The organism is Agromyces sp. Y182, assembly GCF_059445385.1.
Map to the genome: position 1 here is coordinate 860709 of NZ_JCAIUF010000001.1, position 20311 is coordinate 881019.

At 69.0% G+C, this 20311-nt stretch carries 16 protein-coding genes and 1 pseudogene; 15 read left to right on the forward strand and 2 right to left on the reverse strand.

Translation table 11 applies throughout. The features are described 5' to 3' along the window. The first annotated feature begins 5 nt into the window (after nt 1–5). A complete protein-coding gene (locus AC1C2R_RS03970; RefSeq protein ID WP_495379042.1) occupies nt 6–2855 on the forward strand; it encodes an FAD-binding and (Fe-S)-binding domain-containing protein in 2850 nt (949 codons plus the stop codon). A 40-nt stretch (nt 2856–2895) separates the two neighbouring features. On the opposite strand, the gene AC1C2R_RS03975 is transcribed toward AC1C2R_RS03970, so the two are convergent. Further along, nucleotides 2896–3057, reverse strand: a complete 162-nt coding sequence (locus AC1C2R_RS03975; protein WP_495379043.1) for a hypothetical protein — start codon at nt 3055–3057, stop codon at nt 2896–2898. A gap of 14 nt (nt 3058–3071) precedes the next feature. On the opposite strand from AC1C2R_RS03975, the pseudogene AC1C2R_RS03980 reads away from it, so the two are divergent. The 12 genes and pseudogenes from AC1C2R_RS03980 to AC1C2R_RS04035 form a co-directional block, all read left to right on the forward strand. Continuing rightward, nucleotides 3072–3389 (forward strand): annotated as a pseudogene (locus tag AC1C2R_RS03980) (alpha/beta fold hydrolase); the annotation flags it as partial. 181 nt (nt 3390–3570) lie between these two features. Continuing rightward, nucleotides 3571–4887: a hypothetical protein gene (locus AC1C2R_RS03985; RefSeq protein ID WP_495379044.1), complete on the forward strand. Its 1317-nt coding sequence runs from the start codon at nt 3571–3573 to the stop codon at nt 4885–4887. Nucleotides 4888–4956: 69 nt separating this feature from the next. After that, nucleotides 4957–5253: a WXG100 family type VII secretion target gene (locus tag AC1C2R_RS03990; RefSeq protein WP_495351252.1), complete on the forward strand. Its 297-nt coding sequence runs from the start codon at nt 4957–4959 to the stop codon at nt 5251–5253. A gap of 91 nt (nt 5254–5344) precedes the next feature. Beyond that, complete coding sequence (locus AC1C2R_RS03995; protein ID WP_495379045.1) at nt 5345–9733, forward strand: FtsK/SpoIIIE domain-containing protein; 4389 nt, start codon at nt 5345–5347, stop codon at nt 9731–9733. A gap of 31 nt (nt 9734–9764) precedes the next feature. Next, nucleotides 9765–10064: a hypothetical protein gene (locus AC1C2R_RS04000; protein ID WP_495351254.1), complete on the forward strand. Its 300-nt coding sequence runs from the start codon at nt 9765–9767 to the stop codon at nt 10062–10064. Further along, nucleotides 10057–11784, forward strand: a complete 1728-nt coding sequence (locus AC1C2R_RS04005) for an ADP-ribosyltransferase (protein ID WP_495379046.1) — start codon at nt 10057–10059, stop codon at nt 11782–11784. Before AC1C2R_RS04000 ends, AC1C2R_RS04005 begins: the two co-directional genes overlap by 8 nt. Continuing rightward, entirely contained in the window at nt 11781–11984 is a 204-nt protein-coding gene (locus AC1C2R_RS04010) for a hypothetical protein (RefSeq protein ID WP_495351256.1), read from the forward strand. The genes AC1C2R_RS04005 and AC1C2R_RS04010 overlap by 4 nt, the downstream gene beginning before the upstream one ends. Beyond that, nucleotides 11981–12421 (forward strand): hypothetical protein, encoded by a 441-nt coding sequence (locus AC1C2R_RS04015; RefSeq protein WP_495351257.1) that lies wholly within the window; start codon nt 11981–11983, stop codon nt 12419–12421. The genes AC1C2R_RS04010 and AC1C2R_RS04015 overlap by 4 nt, the downstream gene beginning before the upstream one ends. Next, on the forward strand, nt 12418–13026 hold the full coding sequence (locus AC1C2R_RS04020) for a hypothetical protein (RefSeq protein WP_495351258.1): 609 nt from the start codon (nt 12418–12420) through the stop codon (nt 13024–13026). The genes AC1C2R_RS04015 and AC1C2R_RS04020 overlap by 4 nt, the downstream gene beginning before the upstream one ends. 127 nt (nt 13027–13153) lie before the next feature. After that, complete coding sequence (locus tag AC1C2R_RS04025; RefSeq protein ID WP_495351259.1) at nt 13154–13780, forward strand: CGNR zinc finger domain-containing protein; 627 nt, start codon at nt 13154–13156, stop codon at nt 13778–13780. A gap of 166 nt (nt 13781–13946) precedes the next feature. Further along, the gene (locus AC1C2R_RS04030; RefSeq protein ID WP_495379047.1) at nt 13947–15350 is read left to right on the forward strand and encodes an HNH endonuclease signature motif containing protein; all 1404 of its coding nucleotides are present in this window, start codon (nt 13947–13949) and stop codon (nt 15348–15350) included. 318 nt (nt 15351–15668) lie between these two features. After that, nucleotides 15669–16292 carry a hypothetical protein gene (locus AC1C2R_RS04035; protein ID WP_495379048.1) on the forward strand — a complete coding sequence of 208 codons (624 nt, stop codon included), beginning with the start codon at nt 15669–15671 and terminating at the stop codon, nt 16290–16292. Here the strand turns inward: AC1C2R_RS04035 and AC1C2R_RS04040 are convergent. Further along, the gene (locus AC1C2R_RS04040; protein WP_495379049.1) at nt 16277–17173 is read right to left on the reverse strand and encodes an SDR family oxidoreductase; all 897 of its coding nucleotides are present in this window, start codon (nt 17171–17173) and stop codon (nt 16277–16279) included. The genes AC1C2R_RS04035 and AC1C2R_RS04040 overlap by 16 nt on opposite strands. An 86-nt stretch (nt 17174–17259) precedes the next feature. On the opposite strand from AC1C2R_RS04040, the gene AC1C2R_RS04045 reads away from it, so the two are divergent. Beyond that, nucleotides 17260–17850, forward strand: a complete 591-nt coding sequence (locus AC1C2R_RS04045) for a TetR/AcrR family transcriptional regulator (protein WP_495379050.1) — start codon at nt 17260–17262, stop codon at nt 17848–17850. A 173-nt stretch (nt 17851–18023) separates the two neighbouring features. After that, nucleotides 18024–20174: an LPXTG cell wall anchor domain-containing protein gene (locus AC1C2R_RS04050; RefSeq protein ID WP_495379051.1), complete on the forward strand. Its 2151-nt coding sequence runs from the start codon at nt 18024–18026 to the stop codon at nt 20172–20174. Nucleotides 20175–20311: the final 137 nt, after the last annotated feature.

Here is a 20311-nt window from a genome sequence, read left to right on the forward strand (position 1 = left end):
ACTGCATGACCCCGCACGCCACCGCCCAGCGCTCCGCCGTCGGCCCAGGCGACGAACGACTCGCCGCCGATCTCGGCCGACTCCTCGGCACGACCGGGCCGGATGTCTCGGTCGCCGAGTTCGACCGCATCGTCGCGGGCGTCGACGCATCCCACGTGCTGCTGACCCCCGCCGCAGTGGTCACGGCTCGAAGCGTCGACCAGGTCGCCGCCGTGTTCGGGTTCGCGGCCGACGCGGGCCTCGGCGTCACCGTGCGATCGGGCGGCACGAGCCTGTCGGGGCAGGCGGCGAGCGAGGGAATCCTGCTCGACACCCGCACCGCCTTCCGACGCATCCAGCCCGAAGCCGGCGGCGAGCGGGTGCGCGTGCAACCGGGCGCGACCGTGCGCCAGGTGAACGCCCGGCTCCTCCGGCACGGGCGCAAGCTCGGCCCCGACCCGGCCAGCGAGATCGCCGCGACCATCGGCGGCGTGATCGCCAACAACTCGAGCGGCATGGCGTGCGGCACGCACCACAACAGTTACCGCACGCTCGCGTCGCTGACGTTCGTGCTCCCGAGCGGCACCGTCGTCGACACCTCCGGGCCCGATGCCGATCGACGACTCGCCGAAGCCGAGCCCGAGCTGCACGCCGGCCTCGCCCGGCTCCGCGATCTGGTGCGCGGCCGAGCCGAGCTGCGCGCCGAGATCGAGCGGCAGTACCGCGGCAAGAACACGATGGGCTACGGGCTCAACTCCTTCCTCGACTTCACCGAACCGGTCGAGATCCTCGCCCACCTCATGGTCGGCAGCGAGGGCACCCTCGGCTTCGTCGCCGAGGCCGTGTTCGACACTGTGCCGATCGCCTCGAGTGTCGCCACGGCCCTCCTCGTCTTCCCGACCCTCGAGGCCGCCACCGGCATCCTGCCCGTGCTCGTCGAGAGCGGCGCGGCGACCCTCGAGCTCATGGATGCGGCGTCGCTCCGAGTCATCCAGGCCGACCCCGCGGCATCCGGCATCATCGACGATCTCGCGATCGACGGCCATGCCGCCCTCCTCGTCGAGTACCACGGCAGCGATGACGCCGAGCTCGCAGAACAGCTCGATCGTGCAGGCGCGGCGCTCACCGCCGCGGGCGGGCCCAGCCTCGACGTGACCCGGGACCCGAAGGAACGCGCCCGGCTCTGGCACTTCCGAAAGGGTCTCTACGCCGCGATCGCGGGGGCGAGGCGTCCCGGCACGACTGCACTGCTCGAAGACATCGCGGTGCCGGTCGAACAGCTGGCGGCGACCTGCGCCTCGCTGCAAGAGCTGTTCGAGCAGCACGGGTACGCCGACGCCGTGATCTTCGGGCACGCGAAAGACGGCAACATCCACTTCCTCCTCACCGAGGACTTCACCGAAGCGGGCGCGGTCGAGCGACAGGAGCGCTTCACCGAAGAGCTCGTCGACCTCGTGCTCGGCGCGGGCGGAACACTGAAGGCCGAGCACGGCACGGGTCGCATCATGGCGCCCTTCGTCGAGCGGCAGTTCGGCGCCGAGCTCTACGCTGTCATGCGCGAGATCAAGGCGCTCTGCGACCCCGACGGCATCTTGAACCCCGGCGTGCTGCTCACCGACTCGCCGACCGCGCACCTCGAGCACCTGAAGCTCACACCCGAGGTCGAGGCCGAGGTCGACCGCTGCGTCGAATGCGGCTACTGCGAGCCGGTCTGCCCGAGCAAAGACGTCACGATCACGCCGCGCCAGCGCATCGCGGTGCGCCGGGCGCGGGCTGCGGCGAGGGAGGCGGGCGACACCGCGCTCGACGCACGCCTCGCGGCGGCGGAGGAGTACTCCTCGGTCGAGACGTGCGCCGCCGACGGCATGTGCCAGACGGCGTGCCCGGTGCTCATCAACACGGGCGATCTCGTGCGGCGCCTGCGCGAGCAGGATGCGAACGCGCCGACCCGCACGATCGCCGCCGGGCTCGCCGACGGCTGGGGCGTCCTGAGTCGGGGCGCGTCGCTCGCCCTCACCGCAGCGAAGGCGGTTCCGTCCGTCGCGACCGCGGCGAGCGCCGCAGGGCGAAAGGTGCTCGGCACCGACCTTGTGCCCCAGTGGAGCCCCGATCTGCCGCGCGGCGGAGCGAAGCGGGCGCATGCCTCCTCCCCCACCGGCGAGGTCGTCTTCTTCTCCGCGTGCGTCGGTTCGATGTTCGGCCCCGCCGAGGGCGGCATCGGCGCGGCATCCGCGTTCCGAGCGCTCTGCGAGCGGGCCGGCGTCGAGCTCATCACACCCGCCGGCATCGACGGCCTCTGCTGCGGCACGCCCTGGAAGTCGAAGGGCCTCGCCGCCGGCTACCGCACGGCCATCGAGAAGACCGTGCGTGCGCTGCTCGCCGCCTCCGACGGCGGCCTCCTGCCGATCGTCTGCGACAACTCCTCATGCACCGAGGGGCTCGTGCTCGCCCTCGAGAACGTCGGCGAGCTGGATGGCGCAGCGGTGTCGCTGCGCATCGTCGACGCGGTCGACTTCGCCGCCGAGCGCCTCCTCCCGGCGCTCGACGTCAGCACGCAGCTCGACTCGCTCGCGCTGCATCCGACGTGCTCGAGCACCCGGCTCGGCTCGAACGACCACCTCCGCGAGCTCGCGAACGCCGTGGCCGTCGACGCGGTGGTACCGGATGCCTGGGGCTGCTGCGCATTCGCCGGCGACCGAGGCATGCTCCACCCCGAGCTCACGGCATCGGCCACTGCGGCGGAGGCGGCGGAGCTCGCCGAGCGAGACTTCGATGCGCACGCCTCGTGCAACCGCACGTGCGAGATCGGCATGACGCGCGCGACGGGCGAGCCGTACGTGCACATCCTGGAGCTGCTCGAGCGCTCGACCCGCTGAGGCCGGGGCCCGGACCGGGGCCGGGGCCGGTCGAGCGCCGTCAGTGCGGCTCGGGAGCCGTGGCCAACACCTCGAGGCTCTCGAAGAGTCGCTCGCGTTGCGCTTCGTTCAGTGGTGAATGCAATTCCGCCTGGGCCTCGTCGATTGCCGCATCGAGCTGATCGAGGGTGCGCCTGCCGGCGCGCGTGATGGCGATCACCATGCGGCGTCGAACGAGCCGTGCTCGTCGGCCACGACTGGGGCGGTGCACTCGGGTTCGACTGGGCCACGCGGCATCCGGAGCGGGTACTCGGCGTCGCCTTCTTCGAAAGCATCGTGAAACCCATGGAGTGGAGCGATCTCTCAGCGCAGGCGCAAGCTCGCTCCGCGTCGGTGCGCACGCCAGGCGTCGGCGAGGAACGTGTGCTCACCACCGACGCGTTCATCCGCCAAGCGTTCACCGGCGGCGTGCTGACCCCGGTCGACGGCTCTGATCTCGAGGCCTACGATCGATGGCTCGCAACAAGCACCTCCGTTCGAAGCCGCTGCTGCTGACCTTCTCGGGCTCGCCGGCCACCGCGCACAAGAGGACCGCCCGGATGCGATCGCCGCCGCGATCGGCCGCTGGGCAGACCGGCACGGGCTGCGCTGAACGAGTTCGAGATCAACGCATTGCTGCCAGCTGAGAAAGTCAACAGGTAAGAACTCATCGCCGAATGCACGTTACTGTTTTCGTATGAGCATTCTGCGAGCTTCTTGGATCATCGACACTGTGAGAGCTCGCGCCATGATGATGATGGTCGGCGTCGTCGTCGCCGCCGTGGGGATCCTCGGAGGGTCATCGGCGTCGGCGGCGGCGTCGGCGTCGGAAGAGGACGTGCCGTTCTACATCGTTCAGCAGAGCGTCGGCGGGGAGCCGGAGTTCCTGTTCGCGATCGCACAGCGTTTTCTCGGCGACGGCAATCGCTTCGACGAGATCTTCGAACTGAACGAAGGCCGGACGCAGCCGGACGGAGGCGCCTTGACGGTGCCGACGAGCGTGAGTCCGGGCTGGGTTCTCCAGCTGCCCGCAGACGCGCAGGGCGAAGGTGTGCAGTTCGGCCCGCTCCCGGGCGCCGATTCGCCGGTCACGACGGCGACTGCCGAGCCTCCGGCCACTGCCACGGACCCTCGCTCCGAGGAGCACGCAGACGAAGCGTCCGCAGATGGCGCACCCGCCCCGCTCCTCATCGTCGCGCTGGTCATCATCGCCCTGCTGGCAGCCGCGGGGGTGTTCCTCTGGCTCCGTCGTCGCGGTCGACGTACAGCCCCGAGTGGCGAGCGGCTCCTCGGAACTGCTGACCGCTCGGCTTCCTGGACCATCGACAGCGCACTCAAGATCGTCGTATCGACCTGCGCGGACGAGCAGATCGCCTTCCCCGGTCTTTACCTGATCACCGTGGATGCCACTTCGATCCATCTCCAACTCTCGAGCCCGTCGACGAAGGTGCCCACCGGCTGGACGGCCTCACCGGACGGCCGCAGCTGGACCGCGTCGCTCGCGTACCTGCAGACGCAGCAGGTGCCTGTCGCGACGAACGAGCAGTTCTCCGCGATCGCGACTCTCGGGACGACGGATCAAGGTCGCCTCTTGCTTGATTTCCACCAGGCGAAGGGCGTGGTGAGCGTCGAGGGCGCGGCCTCCGCCGTGACCGATGTCGTCGACGGCTGGCTCACCGAACTCACCAACAGTCCGTGGTCGGGCACACCGGAGGTCGTGCGCCTGAGCACCCGCGGTAGCGCGCAGCAGCTTTCGCTCGACGAGTTCCTCGCCACGGCCGGTCGAGTCGAGACCGGGATCGTCATCCTGGAAGATTCGCCGAACCGTGCGCAAAGCGAGGCGCTACGGGCCCTGGCATCGTCACCGGGCTCCGGCTGGATCGTCATCGCAGAAGGAGCCTTCCCTGGCGCGTCGTGGACGTTCACCGTACGTGACGGGCAGCTATCGAGCAATTTCCTGCCTCCCATTCGCTACAGCGTTTCCTCGGTCGTCCGCGACCCCAGCTCCGTTTGACGCAGATTCCGAGATGTCCGAGCATCCGCTCGGTGCAATCCAGTACGACCGAGAAGAAAAGAGGGAAATATGGCCAACTTGAACGTCACCTATGGCGACATGCAGGATGCGGGGAGCCGCCTCGCCAATGGTCAGCAAGAGATCAACGCTCAGCTGGGCCGGCTGAAGTCGCTCGTCGACAGCCTCGTGTCGGGCGGATACGTGACCGACCAGTCGTCAGTTGCGTTCGCGAGCTCCTACCAGGAGTTCAACGACGGCGCGACGAAGACCATCGCGGGACTCGAAGGCATGAGCAGTTACCTCAAGAAGGCCGCTGAGGCGCTGCAGCAGACGGACTCCGACCTGGCCAGCGCACTCCGCAAGTAGCCGAGGAGTACAGCACAGGGATTCCGCCCGATATTCGGGCGGAATCCTTGTCTTCCCATCCCATCCCATCCCAACCCGGAGAAACCGGATCATGCGAATTGCAGTGACACTGCGCGACAACACGGACGCCCTCCGCGACTTCTTCATCGATGCTGAGGCCGAGGCTCCGGTCGCCGAAGTACTGCGGCGGATGGGAGCCGACCGCGTGGCAGCGGCGACGGGCGACGAGAATGTCACGGTCTCCGGCGTGGGCATCGATCCCGCCGTATCGCTCCGTGCAGCGGGTGTTCGCCAAGGCTCGGTGATCGCGATCGGCGGCGATTCGTCTGCCGGCCACCGGGCAGCGAACGGTCTCGTCGATGTGGGCATCGCGAGCGGTCCTGGATCCGGCGAAGTGGTGCGCCTCGGCCCCGGTCAGCACTCACTGGGCAGCGCGCCCACGAACGACGCTGTACTGCGCGCACTGCCGGCTCAAGGATTCGTCGTGGCGGTCGACATGCAGATGCGGGTGCAGGTGCGCACGGCCTCCGCCCATGTGCGGGCAGAGCTCGGCGGCGAGACGCTCACCGAGGAGTTCGCGTCGTGGCCCGACGGGGCGAACCTGAGCTTCGGTGATTCGCTGATGCAGCAGCGCAGCGTCACCGAGACCGTGGCAGTACTCGAACCCTCGGATGACGGCAGTGCGCTCGATTTCAACCGGCCACCTCGACTCGGTTCCGCCCGGGCCGACCAGGTGTTCCGCATCCCGGCAGCACCCGCGTTCCAGGCCAAGAGCTCGCTTCCGTGGCTGGCGGTGCTCCTTCCCCTGGTCGCCGGAGTCGTCTCGGCCATCATCTTTCAGTCATTCGGATTCCTTGCGCTCGCGTTGCTGTCGCCGGTCATGGCGATCGCGAACTCGCTGACAGCCCGGCGGCAGGGCCGACGCAGCCACGGCGCCAAGGTGAAAGAGCACCGCGAGACGGTCGCGCACATCGAAGCCGACATCGCCGAACAGCACGACCGTGAACGCGCTGCGATGCTCATCGCCGCTCCCAGCGCCGCAGATCTCTGGACGATCGCGGCTGCGCCCGGGGTGAGACTCTGGGAGCGTCGGCCCACCGATGACGACCACCTGCTCGTGCGCGTCGGCACCGCGAACCTGCCCAGCGCCGTCGTCGTCGAAGACATGCGCGAGCCGCTGGAGTATCGCCGAAGGATGCCGGGCGTATTGAAGGATGTTCCGACGACGATCCCGCTCGCCGACTCCGGAGTACTCGGCATCGCCGGTCTCCCGGGGCCGGCGCGCGGGCTCGCCAAATGGCTCGTCGCCCAACTCGCGGTGCTGCAGAGCCCGCGTGACGTGCAGCTGGTGGTGCTCACTTCCGGTGAGAACGACCACGACTGGGGCTGGGCGTCCTGGCTGCCGCAGGTGGTACCGGCCCTCGGGCAGGATGCGCGGGCTCTTGTCGGCAACGACGCCGACACGGTCGGCCGGCGCGTGGCGGAGCTCGTACAACTCGTCGCCGACCGCCAGCAGCGGTCCTCCTCCGGGAGCGCCCGGAACGTGCGCTTCCCGCCGGACGTCGTCGTCGTCTGGGACGGGGCCAGGCGGCTTCGCAGCTATCCGGGCGTCGCAGGCGTCCTGCGCGATGGTCCGGCGGTCGGTGTCTACGCCATCTGCATCGACGACAGCGAACGCTCGCTACCCGAGGAGTGCGACTCCGTCGTCGCCCTCCGCCCGGGCGGGCGCGCCGTGGTGCGCCGGTCCTCGCACGAAGCCGTTCAGAACCTCCGGCTCGACGAGGTCGATCACGACTGGTTCGAGGACGTCGCACGCTCCATCGCGCCGATCCGTGACACGGGTGACGACGAGGGCGACGCCATCCCGAGCGCCGCACGACTGACCGAGGTCATGCAACTCGAGCCGGTGAGCGCCCGCGGGCTGGCGGCAGGCTGGGCCGGGGCAGCGCGCAGCACCCGCGCGACGATCGGGGTATCGCTCGATGGTCCGTTCTCGATCGACCTCGTCGCAGACGGCCCTCATGGGCTCGTCGCCGGAACCACCGGAGCCGGCAAATCGGAACTTCTGCAGACTCTCGTCGCGAGCCTCGCGGTCGCCAACCGTCCGGACGAGATGAACTTCGTGCTCGTCGACTACAAAGGCGGTGCGGCATTCAAGGACGCCGTGCGACTGCCGCACACCGTCGGGATGGTCACCGATCTCGATGCCCACCTCGTCGAGCGCGCGCTGACGTCCCTCGGGGCGGAGCTCACGCGGCGCGAACACCAGCTCGCCGGCGCCGGCGCGAAGGACATCGAGGACTACATCGTCGCGCGCGATCAGAGCAAGGCCGGTGCCACCGCGCCGATGCCGCGGCTGCTCATCGTCATCGACGAATTCGCCTCGATGGCACGGGAGCTGCCCGACTTCGTGACCGGGCTCGTCAATGTCGCCCAGCGTGGACGCTCGCTCGGCATCCATCTCATCCTCGCGACGCAGCGACCATCGGGCGTCGTCTCGTCGGAGATCCGCGCGAACACCAACCTGCGCATCTCGCTGCGCGTGACCGACGTCGCAGACAGCAGCGACGTCATCGATGCCCCGGACGCCGCGCGCATCTCCGCATCGGTACCCGGTCGCGCCTATGTGCGACTCGGGCACTCGTCGCTCATTCCCTTCCAGACAGCGCGGGTCGGGGGCCGTAGCCTGTCGGTCGGCGGCCCAGAGCCCCTGGCCACGCCCGTGATCACTGAGCTCGGCTGGGCATCCGCCGGCTATCCGCTCCCCGCCTCCCCGCGATCTGACACGGCGCAAGGGGAGAACACTGATCTGTCCCGCGTCGTGGAGGCCGCTCGAGAGGCCGCGCTCGACCTCGATCTGCCGCCGAACCGCTCCCCGTGGCTGGCCGCCCTGGCCGAGGTCGTCCTGCGCGAAGATCTCCCGAGCGTCGGCGTTCCCCAGCACGTCGACAGCGCGCGGCTGCCACCCGTGTCGTGGGCGCTCGGCGACCTGCCCAGCGAGCAATCGCAGCACCCGGTGGCCATCGATCTGGCCGAACTCAGCCATCTCTTCATCGCCGGATCCGCCCGGAGCGGGCGATCCCAGGCCTTGCGCACGATCGCCGGCGCGCTGGCCGACACCGTCTCGAGTGCTGATCTGCACCTCTTCGGCATCGACATGGGCAACGGGGCATTGCTTCCGCTCTCCCGACTGCCGCACACCGGAGCCATCGTCCAGCGCAGCGAGCGCGAACGAGTCGTACGGCTGTTCGACCGGCTGCAGGCCGAGCTGACCCGCCGCCAGGAGTTGCTGGGCAGACTCGGCGTCGCCGACATCACCGAGCAGCGGGCTCAAGCCGATGCCGACCAACGCCTTGCGCACATGGTCGTGCTGCTCGATCGCTGGGAGAGCTTCACCAGTACGTTCGGCGACCTCGACGGCGGTGCGTTGGTCGAGCAGGTGCTGGGCTTCCTCCGAGAGGGGGCGAGCGCGGGCATCCATCTGATCCTCGCCGGCGACCGATCGCTGCTGTCCGGGCGCATCAGCGTGCTGACGGAGGAGAAATGGATGCTGCGCCTCGCCGATCGCAGCGACTACGGCCTGGGTGGCCTGAACCCGCGCAAGGTCGCCCAGAGCATCCCCGACGGGCGCATGGTGCGTGCATCGACGGGTCAGGAGGCTCAGGTCGCCCTCCTCACCGCCGACCCGACCGCGGCGGCTCAGGCGGGAGCGCTCACCGAGATCGCGATGCGCGCGCGCGAGCGCGATCGGGACGTACCGGCCCGCCTGCGCCCGATGCGCATCGACCTGCTGCCGGCGCTGCTCTCTTGGGACGACGCGTCGCTCTACCCCACGAACGCCAGCGCTCCGGCGCTCTGGGCGATGCTCGGAGTCGGCGGCGACGAACTGACCTCGATCGGCGTCGACCTCGCGGAGGGCTCGCCGACGTTCCTCGTCGCCGGTCCGCCGCGTTCCGGGCGCAGCAACCTGCTCGCAACCATGACCCGATCGCTGCTCGACGCCGGCACGTCGGTGGTGCTCATCGCGCCGCGCCGCTCGCCGCTGCCCGGGCTCTTCGCCGGTCACCCCGGCATGCGCACCGTGTTCGAGCGCACCGACATCGACGCAGACGAGCTGCAGGACGCCCTCGACGTCGATGGTCCCGTCGTTCTGGTGGTTGACGACGGAGAGCTCGTTCGCGACATGCCGGCCAAGGATTTCCTGCGCGACTGGATCCGCGGCGCGGCAGGCAATGGTCGTGGTGTCGTGCTCGGCGGGAACGCGGCGGAGGTCGGCGGCGGCTTCATGGGCTGGCAGACGGATATCCGCAACAATCAGCGCGGCGCACTGCTGAGTCCGCGCAACCAATTCGATGGCGACCTCCTGGGCGTGCGTATCCCGCGGTCGGTCACGACGGCGCCCGTCGCTCCCGGTCGCGCGATCGTGCACCTCGGCGACGGCGCGCTGCAGACGCTCCAAGTGCCGACGCTCGTCGAATGACCCCGCCCGCAGAACAGAGGAAGAAGAGTCCATGGCCCCCGACCTGATCGTCGACGCGACACTCGACGACACGAACCGCGATCTCAAGGCGATCCGCGAGGCGTTCACGGATGCGAAGGACAATGCCGAGCAGAATCACAGCATCTGGGGCCAGGACGATCTCTCGCGGGCCATGAAGGAGTTCGTCGACAACTGGTACGTTCACCGCGACAAGATCCTCGACCGGCTCGGCAAGCTGAGCGACCGCGTCGATACGGCTTGCGCGACCTGGACGGATGCAGAGAAGCAGCTCGCCGACAGCCTGCAGGTCAAGGAGACGCAGAATGGCTGAGCGGCCGGGTCGATGGGACCTGCTCGATCGCCGTTCGGATCCGGTGAATGCCGACACGTCCGCGATCGATGAGCAGCTGGGGCATTTCCGGTCGCTGGCTGAGATGCTGCGCGTCGAGGGCCGGCGATTGTCGCGCATCGGCTCGGGCGAGGCTTTGCGCGGCGAGTACGCGGATGAGTTGCGATCGGCCGCGGGTGATGTGGCGAAGGATCTGAATCAGGCCGTCGGGCGCTACGACGCGGTCGTGAGGGCGCTCGTCGAGTTCCAGCCGGCGGTCGACGTGGCACTCACCGGGTCAGCAGCCGCCCTCGATGACGCGATCGATGCGAGCGGTGCGCGGGCCAATGCCGATGCGATGGTTCTCGTGGTGGCCGAGCCGGGCATCGAGCTCACCTCGGAACAGCAGCACCTGAACGACGAGAAGCTGTCGGCGACGGATGCCTCGGCCGCACGCCTGCAGGCCGCGAAGGACAGGCTGTCCGCCGTCTTGAACGAGTTCGACCGCGCCGGTCAGCAGGCAGCCGCGACGGTGCGCGACGGATTCAACGACGGACTGAAGGACTCCGGCTGGGACCGCTTCAAGTACGCGTTCGCCAAGTTCCTGAAGATCCTCGTGGAGGTCCTCGCGATCATCGGGATGGTGCTGGCTGCGATCGCGCTGCTGATCCCGGGGATCGGGCCGGCGATCGCCGCGGCACTGATGACGATCGCCTCAGTACTCGAGGCGATCGTCTTCGTCGCCGAGGTCACTTTGGTCGCCATGGGAGAGGGATCGTGGCTCGACATCGGCCTGTCGATCGCCAGCTTCCTGACATTCGGCGGTGCCAAGGCGATCGGGGTGGCGGCGAAGCGCGCCGTGAGGGCGGCGCCCTCCGGGTCGGCGACCCCGCCGGCTTCTCTCCCGGTATCGCCGGCATCCTCCCGCCCGGTGACGCCGGTCGCGTCCACGCCGGAGCCCCCGGTGCCCGTTCGCCCGGAGACGCCGCCTCCCGTTCGCCCGGAGACGCCGGTGCCCGTTCGCCCGGAGACACCGGTCGCGTCCACGCCGGAGCCCCCGGCGCCCGTTCGCCCGGCACAGCCGTGGCGGCCGAGGCGGTTGAACGGCCTGTCCCCCGCCGAAGCGGCCAAGCTTGCCGAGATCAAGCGCCTGGACGCTCTCGAGGCCGCCGCCGCAGCCAAGGAGGGCTATCGCATCGATCAGTACACCGGCGGGGGCTACAAGGAGCTCAATTCCTATCTGCGAGATCGTGCGGACGGCAAAGTCCCCGCGAACCCCGAGATCGACAAGAAGATCGCCGATCTCGACAAGCGGATACAAGAGGCACCTGTGATGAAAGACCCCATCACCACCTATCGCGGCGTGGAGGGGAACTATGGGGCAGGTTTGAAGAAGGGGGACATCTACTCGGATCCCGCCTATCTCTCCACTTCGACGGACCTGAAGGTGGCGGACGGCTTCATCGCCAAGCAGGGCGGGGAGGGCACCCGGTTCACGCTGAAGACCGACGGTCTCGGGCGTGACATCTCCGAGCACAGCGCGCAGCGTGAGCTCGAGGTGCTCTTCCAACGCGGTGAGAAGTTCGAGGTGGTGAGCAACACGAGAGTCCCGAACGCCTTGCAGGTTCCCGGCACGTCGAACACCGTGGACATCTGGGACGTGCAACTCATTCCGGCGCGTCAGAACGCGGCAGCGTCCGCATCAGGAGTGCGGCAGCCATGAACGATTCGAACACCGCAGTTGGCGACTCCGGCTCGACCCGACCGGTGTATGCCGTGCCCGTCGAGCACTGGGACAGTGTCGACCTTCCAGGCACGAGACGTGCGACCGAGGGCGAGGAGCCGCCGGGTGGCAACCGCTGGCATCTCTCGCATGTCGTGCTGACCACTGCAGACGCCGATCCGAAAGAGGAGCGACCGTGACCGCGCAGACCGAGACAGTCGATCGGATGCTGATCGGTCCGCTGCCCGCGGAGTGGAGCCCCGGCGTGGAGACCGGACTCTTCCAGGCCTCGGGCATTCTGGCCGAACACGCACTCACCGCAATCGTGCGCGTGTTCGAGCCGCTCGAGGAGAACACCCAGTATCTGCTCGATCGGCTCGGCACGGGGAAGATCGGACCGCTCGGTCGCCCGCAGGTGAGCAGCCTGCCCGATGAACTCCCTGATGGAGTGGCCGTGCTGGCGTTCGAGGAGTCGCCAGATGGCTCCCTGACGTCGCGCATCGACCTCGTCCGTCGCCGCTGGGGCCGTGACATCGTCGTCTCTGCGCATTCGGTGCCGGTGGAGGCCGTCGACGAGCTGTACAACGCGATGATCAACCTGCTGAGGACGATCCGTCCGGAAGGGAGCGACCGATGACCGCCTATACGATCGTGGATATCCCGGGATGGGAGAACCTGTCCCTCAACGCGGCAGACCGGGTGGATCTCGATCGTCGTCTCGACGAGCTGGCTCACGGCACCGTGCCCGACGACGTGCCTCGGGACAGTGCGACCCCGTTTCGGCAAGAGGTGCGCAAGCGCCTCCTGCACGTCGTCGGCCAGGCGAGGTCTGCCGGAGCGGGACTGATCTGCCTGCCGGTGGAGCGCATGGGCGAGATCGCGGTTCCGGCGTCGTACACCGTATCGGAATGGCGGGATGCCGATCGCGACGAGGTTCCCCCACTGTCGCTGCTGCAGGTGTTGGCGGGCAACAGCACCGCCGAGGTGCAGATCGTCGACGTCGACGGCCAGCCGGCTCTGCGAGAGGAGTCCGTGGAGGCGGCCACGCCGGAGGCCGATGCGCTCACGCGGTATGCGGGGCGCCGCATCACCTATACGATCTCTTCTCCGGATGATCCGCGGGCGTGGGTCGTATTCAGCTTCATCACCATCGGCGACGGAGATCCCGTCGGCGCGCTGGCCGACCTGCTCGTGGAATTGTTCGACGCCCAGTTGACGACGCTGCGGTGGCGTGTCCGTTGACCCCGGAGGAAGGAGCCGAAGGGCCAGGCGTGGAGAATCGGTCGCCGGTCTCCCGCGACCGATCCCGTCGATAACCTCTAGACTGGCGCCCAAGATCCGGTCTCTCATCGACGAAGGGGGAGACAGTATGGGTGTCATTTCTCTGCGATGGCCGGCGACCAGACGTTCTGGAGAAGACGAGAGCGCTCCCGGTGGACTGGGCTTCGTGCAAGACCTCATGAACACCGCGAGTTTCGGCAATCCTCCCAGGCCTGATCTCTTGGGTTCGATCGAGAGCGGCCAGGCCTGGATGAACGCGGCGTTGGATCTGCTTCGCGACGCCGACCCCTACACTCCGGTCGACCGGTTCGAGTTGGATGGACTCGGTCTGCGGCAACTGGTGTCGTTCCGGGATGAGCTGCGTGAGGCGATCAGACGCCCCCCAGGTCTGTACATCGACGGGCGGCGGTTCGCCGAAGAGCCGGCGTCGATCACGCTCAGCGCCGGGGCCGCACGTCTCCGCCCGACCGGTCAAGGTGTCGGCTTCCTGCGCTCCTACGTGCTCGTTCAACTCGCCATCGCATCCATCGACGATCGCTTCCGACGCCTCAAGCTCTGTGCGAACCCGCTCTGCCGGGTGGCGTTCTTCGACCGGTCGAAGAACTCGTCCAGGGTCTGGCATGACGGGGCGATCTGTGGCAACCGGGTGAACGTCCAAGCGCACCGAGAACGCAAGCGTGCCGCCGAGTCGGCCGTCTCGCGGCCGGCGACGTAGTGCTCCATCACCACTGGCCGTGGCCGCGGCGATGCTGGAGCACCCACGGCGCGGCGACTCGTCCTCCACAGGGTGGTGGCGGGTGAGGTTATCCACAGTCTGACCAGCGGTTTTGCGATGGTTTCGGGCCGGTTCGGATGTCGGTGGGTGGCGGCAGGATGGAACCATGACCACCACCGCCCAAGCGTTCGAGCAGTTGCGATCCTCGCTGCTCGACGTCGCAGGGTTCGATGATGCTGCGCGGTGGTCCGATGACGAGCTGCTCGCTGTGACGGCGGTGATCGAGGCGGTCGGGCGGGTGCTCGATGCGCACCGGGTGGTCTGCGCCGGTGAGATCGGTGAACGCTCCCGGCTCGAGCTCGGCGGTGAGCGGTTGTCGACCCGCCGTGGGTGCCGCTCCGCCGGCGAGCTGCTCGAGCGGGTGACGCAGGTCTCGGGCGGAGAAGCGCGGCGGCGTATCGCGCTCGGCACGGCCACCCGGGCCCGCACGGGTCTGACCGGTGACCTGATGGAGGCGCAATTTCCCGAAGTCGCGGCGGCGCTGGCCGATGGCGAGTTGGGGGCGGATGCCGCGGGCACGATCGTCCGCGAGCTGGGCGGCACCCGGCGAGTCGCCGACCCCGTCGCCCTCCGCACGGCCGAGCGCGAACTCGTCGCCGCCGCCCTCGCATCGGGTGAGGCCCACCCGGTGCGCTGCACGGCCGATGAGCTGCGGGTGCAGGCGCAGGCGTGGGCTGCGTTCCTCGATCAAGACGGCCCCGAACCCGACGACGAGCGGGCGATGAGGCGGCGAGGCTTCCGCCTCGGGCGTGCCCGCGACGGCCTCATTCCCGTCAGCGGCGAACTCCTCCCCGAAGTCGCGGCGGGGCTGCGTCGATTGTTCGATGCGCACCTCGCACCGAGGTCGGGCGGCGGGTTCATGACCGCTGAAGAACGTGCCGACATCGCCCGCAACGGCGAAACCCGAACCGCCGATCAGCAGCGCCACGACGTGATGGCCGCGATCATCGCGACCGCCGCCCGCTCCGGTGAACACCCCTCCATCGGCGGGGCGGCACCCACCGTGCTCGTCAGCGTCCGCGCCGCCGATCTGCAGACCGGCCGCGGCGTCGCGCACGCCGACGGCATCGAGATCCCCGTCTCCCTCCGGGCGGCCCGGCAACTGATGTGCACCGGCGGAACCCAGCAGGTCACGTTCGACGACCACGGCCGCATCATCCGGCTCGGCTCACCAGAGCGCTGCTTCACCCCGCACCAACGCCGTGCGATCACGCTCCGCGACGGCGGCTGCCTCATTCCCGGGTGCAGCGTGCCGGCATCCTGGTGCGAGATCCACCATGTCATCCCAGACGTCGACGGCGGCCCGACCCATCCCGACAACGGCGTCCTCCTCTGCTGGTTCCACCACCGCACGATCGAGACCTCAGGGTGGGGCATCCGCATGATCGCCGGTGCACCGCAGATCCGCCCGCCCGCATGGCTCGACCCCGGCGGCCGATGGCGCAACACCACGAAATCCCCGACCAGACTCGCCGACCAACTCGAACGAAGACCCCCCGAAGTCGCATGACGGTTCCGGCGCGCGTCACCGCACGGGTTGCATGAGGGGTGCGGCGCGCGTTGCCGAACGGGTCGCGCGTGCGTTGCGGCGCGCGTTGTCGAACCGGTCGCGCGTGCGTTGCGACGCGCGTTGCCGAACCGGTGAGCACGCGCGCGCCCGCGTCACAGCACGCGTACGCCGGGGGGCGTACCGCGGATGCCTCCCCCGGGCGGATGCCGATCGAGCGCGCCGCCGCGATGCTGGTGCGAGTACCGACGACACCCCCGACACCCCGAGACCCCGAGACCCCGAGACCCGCGAGAGAACGAGAGAACGAGAGGAACGACCATGTCGACGCTCACCGGCCGTCCAGGCGCGCCGCCGACCCCGGGCCGCTTCCGCCTGTCGCCGCGCACGAGGAAGCTCGTGCTCGTCACCCACATCGCCGCTGCAGGGTCGTGGCTCGGGCTCGACCTCGTGCTCGGCATCCTGGTCTTGACCGCGTTCACTGCGCAGGCGCAGCCAGCCGCCGCCGCAGCCGCGAGCATCGCCACCTTCGCGACGTGGCCGCTCATCACGATCGGGTTGCTCACCCTCGCGAGCGGCACTGTGCTCGGCCTCGGCTCCAAGTACGGACTCGTGCGCTACTGGTGGGTGCTCGCAAAGCTCGCCCTGAACCTCGTGCTCGTCACCCTCGTGGTGCTGGTGCTCGCGCCCGGCACCGAGGAGCTCTCCGGCACGGCGCTCGACGACCTCGCGACCGGCGCCTCGCTCGAGGTGACGTCGACCATGGTGTTCCCGCCGATCGTCTCGTCGACGGCCGTGATCGCAGCGATGACCCTCTCGGTGTTCAAGCCGTGGGGTCGGGTGGGCGCTCGACGCCGCAGGCGTGCGGCCGCGACATCCGTCAGCATCGATCGCTCAGTCGCTGAAGCGCCACCCGGCCCGTCGCCTTCTCAGCCGCGCGTGTAGTACCCGGCGGCCAGATCCTCGAGGAGTGTCGGATGCGTCGGCGTCCACCCGAGCAACTGCCGGGTGATCGCGCTCGACGACTGAACGTCGGCGGCGAAGATGCGTCCGATCCAGCCGAAGTGCTCATCGATGTTGGCGGGCTCGATCGACGCGGTCGGAATCCCCAGCTGTCGGCCGATGGCGCCGGCGATCTCTCGGGTCGGGATGCCGGGTTCGGCGACGCCGTGCACCACAGCGCCAGCCGGCGCCTTCTCGAGCGCCGAGGCCACCATGGTCGCGACATCCAGCCGGTGCACCGCGGGCCAGTGGTTGGTGCCGTCGCCGACGTACCCGGCGACACCCTTCGCCTGCGCAATGCTCACGAGCACCGACGCGAAACCGTAGTCTCCCTCACCGTGCACGGTCGGTGCGAACCGGAGCGCCACGGCGTGCACCCCACGGTCGACGTACTCGAACGCGAACTGCTCACTCCCCCCTCGCGGCGAGTCGGGGCCGACCGCCGCCGAGCGGTCGCGCTCGGTTCCTGCCCGCCCCTGTGCGAGCCCGAAGACCCCTGAAGCGAAGAGGAACGGACGATCGGAGCCGATGAGGGTGTCGCCGATCGCCTCGACCACTGCCCGCTCAGTGCGGCCCGCGGCGGCGGAGCTCGAGAAGTCGTGATTGTAGGCGAGATGGATGACGGCATCGGATGCCTCGGCACCGGCACGCAGATTCTCGAGGTCGTCGATGCTGCCGCGCAGCACCTCGGCGCCCGCAGCAGTGATGGCGGCAGACGACTCGTCCGAGCGGGCGAGGCCCACCACGTGGTGGCCGGCGGCGATCAGCTCGGGAACGACGGCGGAACCGATCCATCCGGATGCTCCTGTGACGAAAACGCGCATGGCGTGACTCCTTCAATTGATGTCAGTCTCTGTCATCACTCACGATACACCTGATGTCAGACTCTGTCATCACTAGACTGGTCGCCATGGGACGTTGGGAGGCAGACGCTCAGGGGCGCCTGCGGCAGGCCGCACTCGAACTGTTCACCGCGCGCGGCTTCGAGCAGACGACGGTGGCCGACATCGCCGAGCGTGCGGGCGTGACCGAGCGCACCTACTTCCGCCATTTCAGCGACAAGCGCGAAGTGCTCTTCGACGCATCGAACGAGCTGCAAGACGCGGTCGTGCACGCGATCGCAGCTGCCGAGGCTTCCGGCGCCTCCGGGGCTTCCGCGTCGCCCCTCGACACTGTCGGCGCAGCCATGATGAGCGCAGGCTCACTCCTCGAGGAACGGCGCGACTACGCGCGACTTCGTGCCGCGGCGATTGCCGCCAACCCGAGCCTCATGGAGCGCGAACTCTTGAAGCTCTCCGCTCTCGCATCGGCCGCGGCCGAGGCCCTGCGCTCCACCGGCGTTGCCGAGCTGAGCGCCAGCTTGGCAGCGGAGTCCGGCGTCACGATCTTCCGCGTCGGCTTCGAACGATGGGTCGCGGATGACTCGCGCGGCACGCTCGCCCAGCAGATCCGCGAGGCCCTGGCCGAACTCAAGGCACTGACCGGCGCCACCGCACGCTGAGCACTGACGGATCCGAGGCGTCGACGACGAACGGCTCGTCACCACGCGTGGTTGTCCCGGGCGCCGTGTTCTGAAATTGAAACGTTCGCTAGGCTGACCCCGCATACGAGCACGGGGTCGTCAACGATGGGGTGGGGATGCGTCGAGCACTGGGGTGGACTGCAATAGTCGGCATGAGTATCGCGGCGGCGCTCGGGGGTGGCACGGCCGCGAGCGCCTCGGTCGGAGCCGGAGCCGGATCCGGCTCCGTTGCCTCCGCCGCCACGGCACCCACGACCGTGTCGGGGGTGATCGAGACCGTCTACGAGGGGCCTGACGCACTCACGGATTGGACAGGCTGGCGCGTCGAGGCCTGGCTGACGGGCGGCACCGCGCCGGTGGCGACGACGACGGCCGCGGCATCCGGTGCCTTCTCGGTCGCCTTCGCAGAAGGTGTTCCCTCAGACGGCATCGCGTACCTGACCGCGACGGCCCCGGTTGACGCTGCCGGCCCTTCGGCGACTCTGGCGGTCGCTCTTCCGGCCGGGACCTCCACGAGCGCGGTCACCCTCAACGAGCGCACGACCGTAGCGATGGCGTACGCGATGGCCCAGTTCGTCATCCCCGACGGTGTCGCGGGGCTCGCACCGGGCGTGCGCAACTCCGCGGCAATGGCTGCGAACCTCGCCGACCCTGCGACGGGCGCACTCAGCGAAGTACTGACGACCTCACCGAACGGCACGGAGACCTCGACGTGGGCAGCCTTCGACTCGCTGACCGCCGCACTCGCGGCGTGCGTGAATGTGCCGTTCGCCGACCCGGTCGCGCACCCGACCGGGGTCTGCGCGTCCCTGCTCGACGCAGCCGCAGTGCCCGGCGAGCCGGCCCCGACCGATAGCTTCCGGGCATTCTCGTCGATCGCACGCGCCCCCGGCACCGACCCGGCCCGAGTCTTCAGCCTCACCGGGGTCGTTGGACTGCCGTCAGACCTGCCGGTGCTCGCCTCGCCGCCCGCAGCGTGGACCCTTGCGGTGCGGTTCGACGGCGACGGTCAATCGCTCGGCGGCCCCGGCAACTTCGCCATCGATCACGAGGGCAACATCTGGGTCAACAACAACTACCAGTACGCCGCCGACCCGAACACGCCGGTGTGCGGCTCCGACAAGCTGTTCCGGGTCTCGCCGACCGGCGAGTTCACGACCTTCACGGGCGGCGGCCTCAGCGGTGTCGGCTACGGCATCGCGCTCGACCCAGCGAGCGGCAACGTGTGGGTGAGCAACTTCGGGTTCGCCGCCCCAGCACCCCTCTGCCCCGAGGCAGACCAGCCGCCGCACAACAGCAACTCGGCTTTCACTTCGGAGGGAGTGCCGCTCTCGCCCGACACGGGCTTCACCCAGGGCGACATCTTCTGGCCGCAAGGCATGACGTTCGCCGGCGACGGCTCCATCTGGACCGCCAATTGCGGCAACGACTCCGTGACCGTCTACCCCGACGCGGACCCGACCCAGGCGGTGAACCTTCCCTACGACCGTCTCGGGCTCGAGCAGCCGTTCGACATCGTCGACAACGGGCGCGGACTCGTCATCTCGGGCATCGTGAACAGCTCGGTCGCGATGGTCGACTATGACGGCAACGTGCTGCCCGAATCACCCGGCGCGAATGCGGCTTTCGACAACCCGATGGGACTCGCTCGGGATGCCGCGGGCAACGTCTGGGTGTCGAACTCGAGCCTCATCACGCTCCCGTGCCCGACGGCCCCCGGCGGCACCGGGCCGTTCGCCGACGGTGACGTGAGCGGCCTCGACGAGGTGATCGGCTCGGTCGCCTTCGTCACCCCCGACGGCACGGCGACGGAGTTCGAAGGCGGCGGCACGACGGTCGCCTGGGGCATCTCGACCGATGGCGACGGCAACGTCTGGGTCGCGAACTTCGCGGGCAAGCGCCTCTCGGCGTTCTGCGGTGCCGACCCGTCGACGTGTCCGGCTGGGCTCACCACCGGTGACCCCATCTCTCCGGAGGTCACGGGGTTCTTCTTCGACGGCCTGACCCGCAACACGGCGACCGCCGTCGACCAATCGGGCAACGTCTGGGTCACCAACAACTGGCTCGAGGTGCCGGTGCAGTCCAACCCGGGCGGTCACCAGATCGTCGCGTTCCTCGGGCTTGCGACACCGACCGTGATCGCGGCACCGACCGGTGCCGGCAGCACGCCCATCCCTGGGCCGGATCCAGGGCTGGCCGCAACCGGTACCGATGGCCTGTCGATGGTCTTCGTCGGGGCGAGTGCACTCGCGCTGCTCGTCGGCGGTGTCATCGTGCGCTTCCGGCGACGCGCGGCCGACTGAGCAGCGCGCGGATCGACGACCTCCGCGTGAGAATCCTGTTCGACGAAAGCAAGTCGGCGTGACACTCCTGAACCTCCCCGACCACCCGCAGGGTGCGGCGAGATCGCCGCACCCTGCTTCTGGGCGGTCACGTCGGC

Bases quoted from the DNA above. Each gene is read 5' to 3' on its own strand.
- AC1C2R_RS03970 (WP_495379042.1), top strand. From the start codon at position 6: ATGACCCCGCACGCCACCGCCCAGCGCTCCGCCGTCGGCCCAGGCGAC.
- AC1C2R_RS03975 (WP_495379043.1), bottom strand. From the start codon at position 3,057: ATGGTGATCGCCATCACGCGCGCCGGCAGGCGCACCCTCGATCAGCTC.
- AC1C2R_RS03985 (WP_495379044.1), top strand. From the start codon at position 3,571: ATGAGCATTCTGCGAGCTTCTTGGATCATCGACACTGTGAGAGCTCGC.
- AC1C2R_RS03990 (WP_495351252.1), top strand. From the start codon at position 4,957: ATGGCCAACTTGAACGTCACCTATGGCGACATGCAGGATGCGGGGAGC.
- AC1C2R_RS03995 (WP_495379045.1), top strand. From the start codon at position 5,345: ATGCGAATTGCAGTGACACTGCGCGACAACACGGACGCCCTCCGCGAC.
- AC1C2R_RS04000 (WP_495351254.1), top strand. From the start codon at position 9,765: ATGGCCCCCGACCTGATCGTCGACGCGACACTCGACGACACGAACCGC.
- AC1C2R_RS04005 (WP_495379046.1), top strand. From the start codon at position 10,057: ATGGCTGAGCGGCCGGGTCGATGGGACCTGCTCGATCGCCGTTCGGAT.
- AC1C2R_RS04010 (WP_495351256.1), top strand. From the start codon at position 11,781: ATGAACGATTCGAACACCGCAGTTGGCGACTCCGGCTCGACCCGACCG.
- AC1C2R_RS04020 (WP_495351258.1), top strand. From the start codon at position 12,418: ATGACCGCCTATACGATCGTGGATATCCCGGGATGGGAGAACCTGTCC.
- AC1C2R_RS04025 (WP_495351259.1), top strand. From the start codon at position 13,154: ATGGGTGTCATTTCTCTGCGATGGCCGGCGACCAGACGTTCTGGAGAA.
- AC1C2R_RS04030 (WP_495379047.1), top strand. From the start codon at position 13,947: ATGACCACCACCGCCCAAGCGTTCGAGCAGTTGCGATCCTCGCTGCTC.
- AC1C2R_RS04035 (WP_495379048.1), top strand. From the start codon at position 15,669: ATGTCGACGCTCACCGGCCGTCCAGGCGCGCCGCCGACCCCGGGCCGC.
- AC1C2R_RS04040 (WP_495379049.1), bottom strand. From the start codon at position 17,173: ATGCGCGTTTTCGTCACAGGAGCATCCGGATGGATCGGTTCCGCCGTC.
- AC1C2R_RS04045 (WP_495379050.1), top strand. From the start codon at position 17,260: ATGGGACGTTGGGAGGCAGACGCTCAGGGGCGCCTGCGGCAGGCCGCA.
- AC1C2R_RS04050 (WP_495379051.1), top strand. From the start codon at position 18,024: ATGAGTATCGCGGCGGCGCTCGGGGGTGGCACGGCCGCGAGCGCCTCG.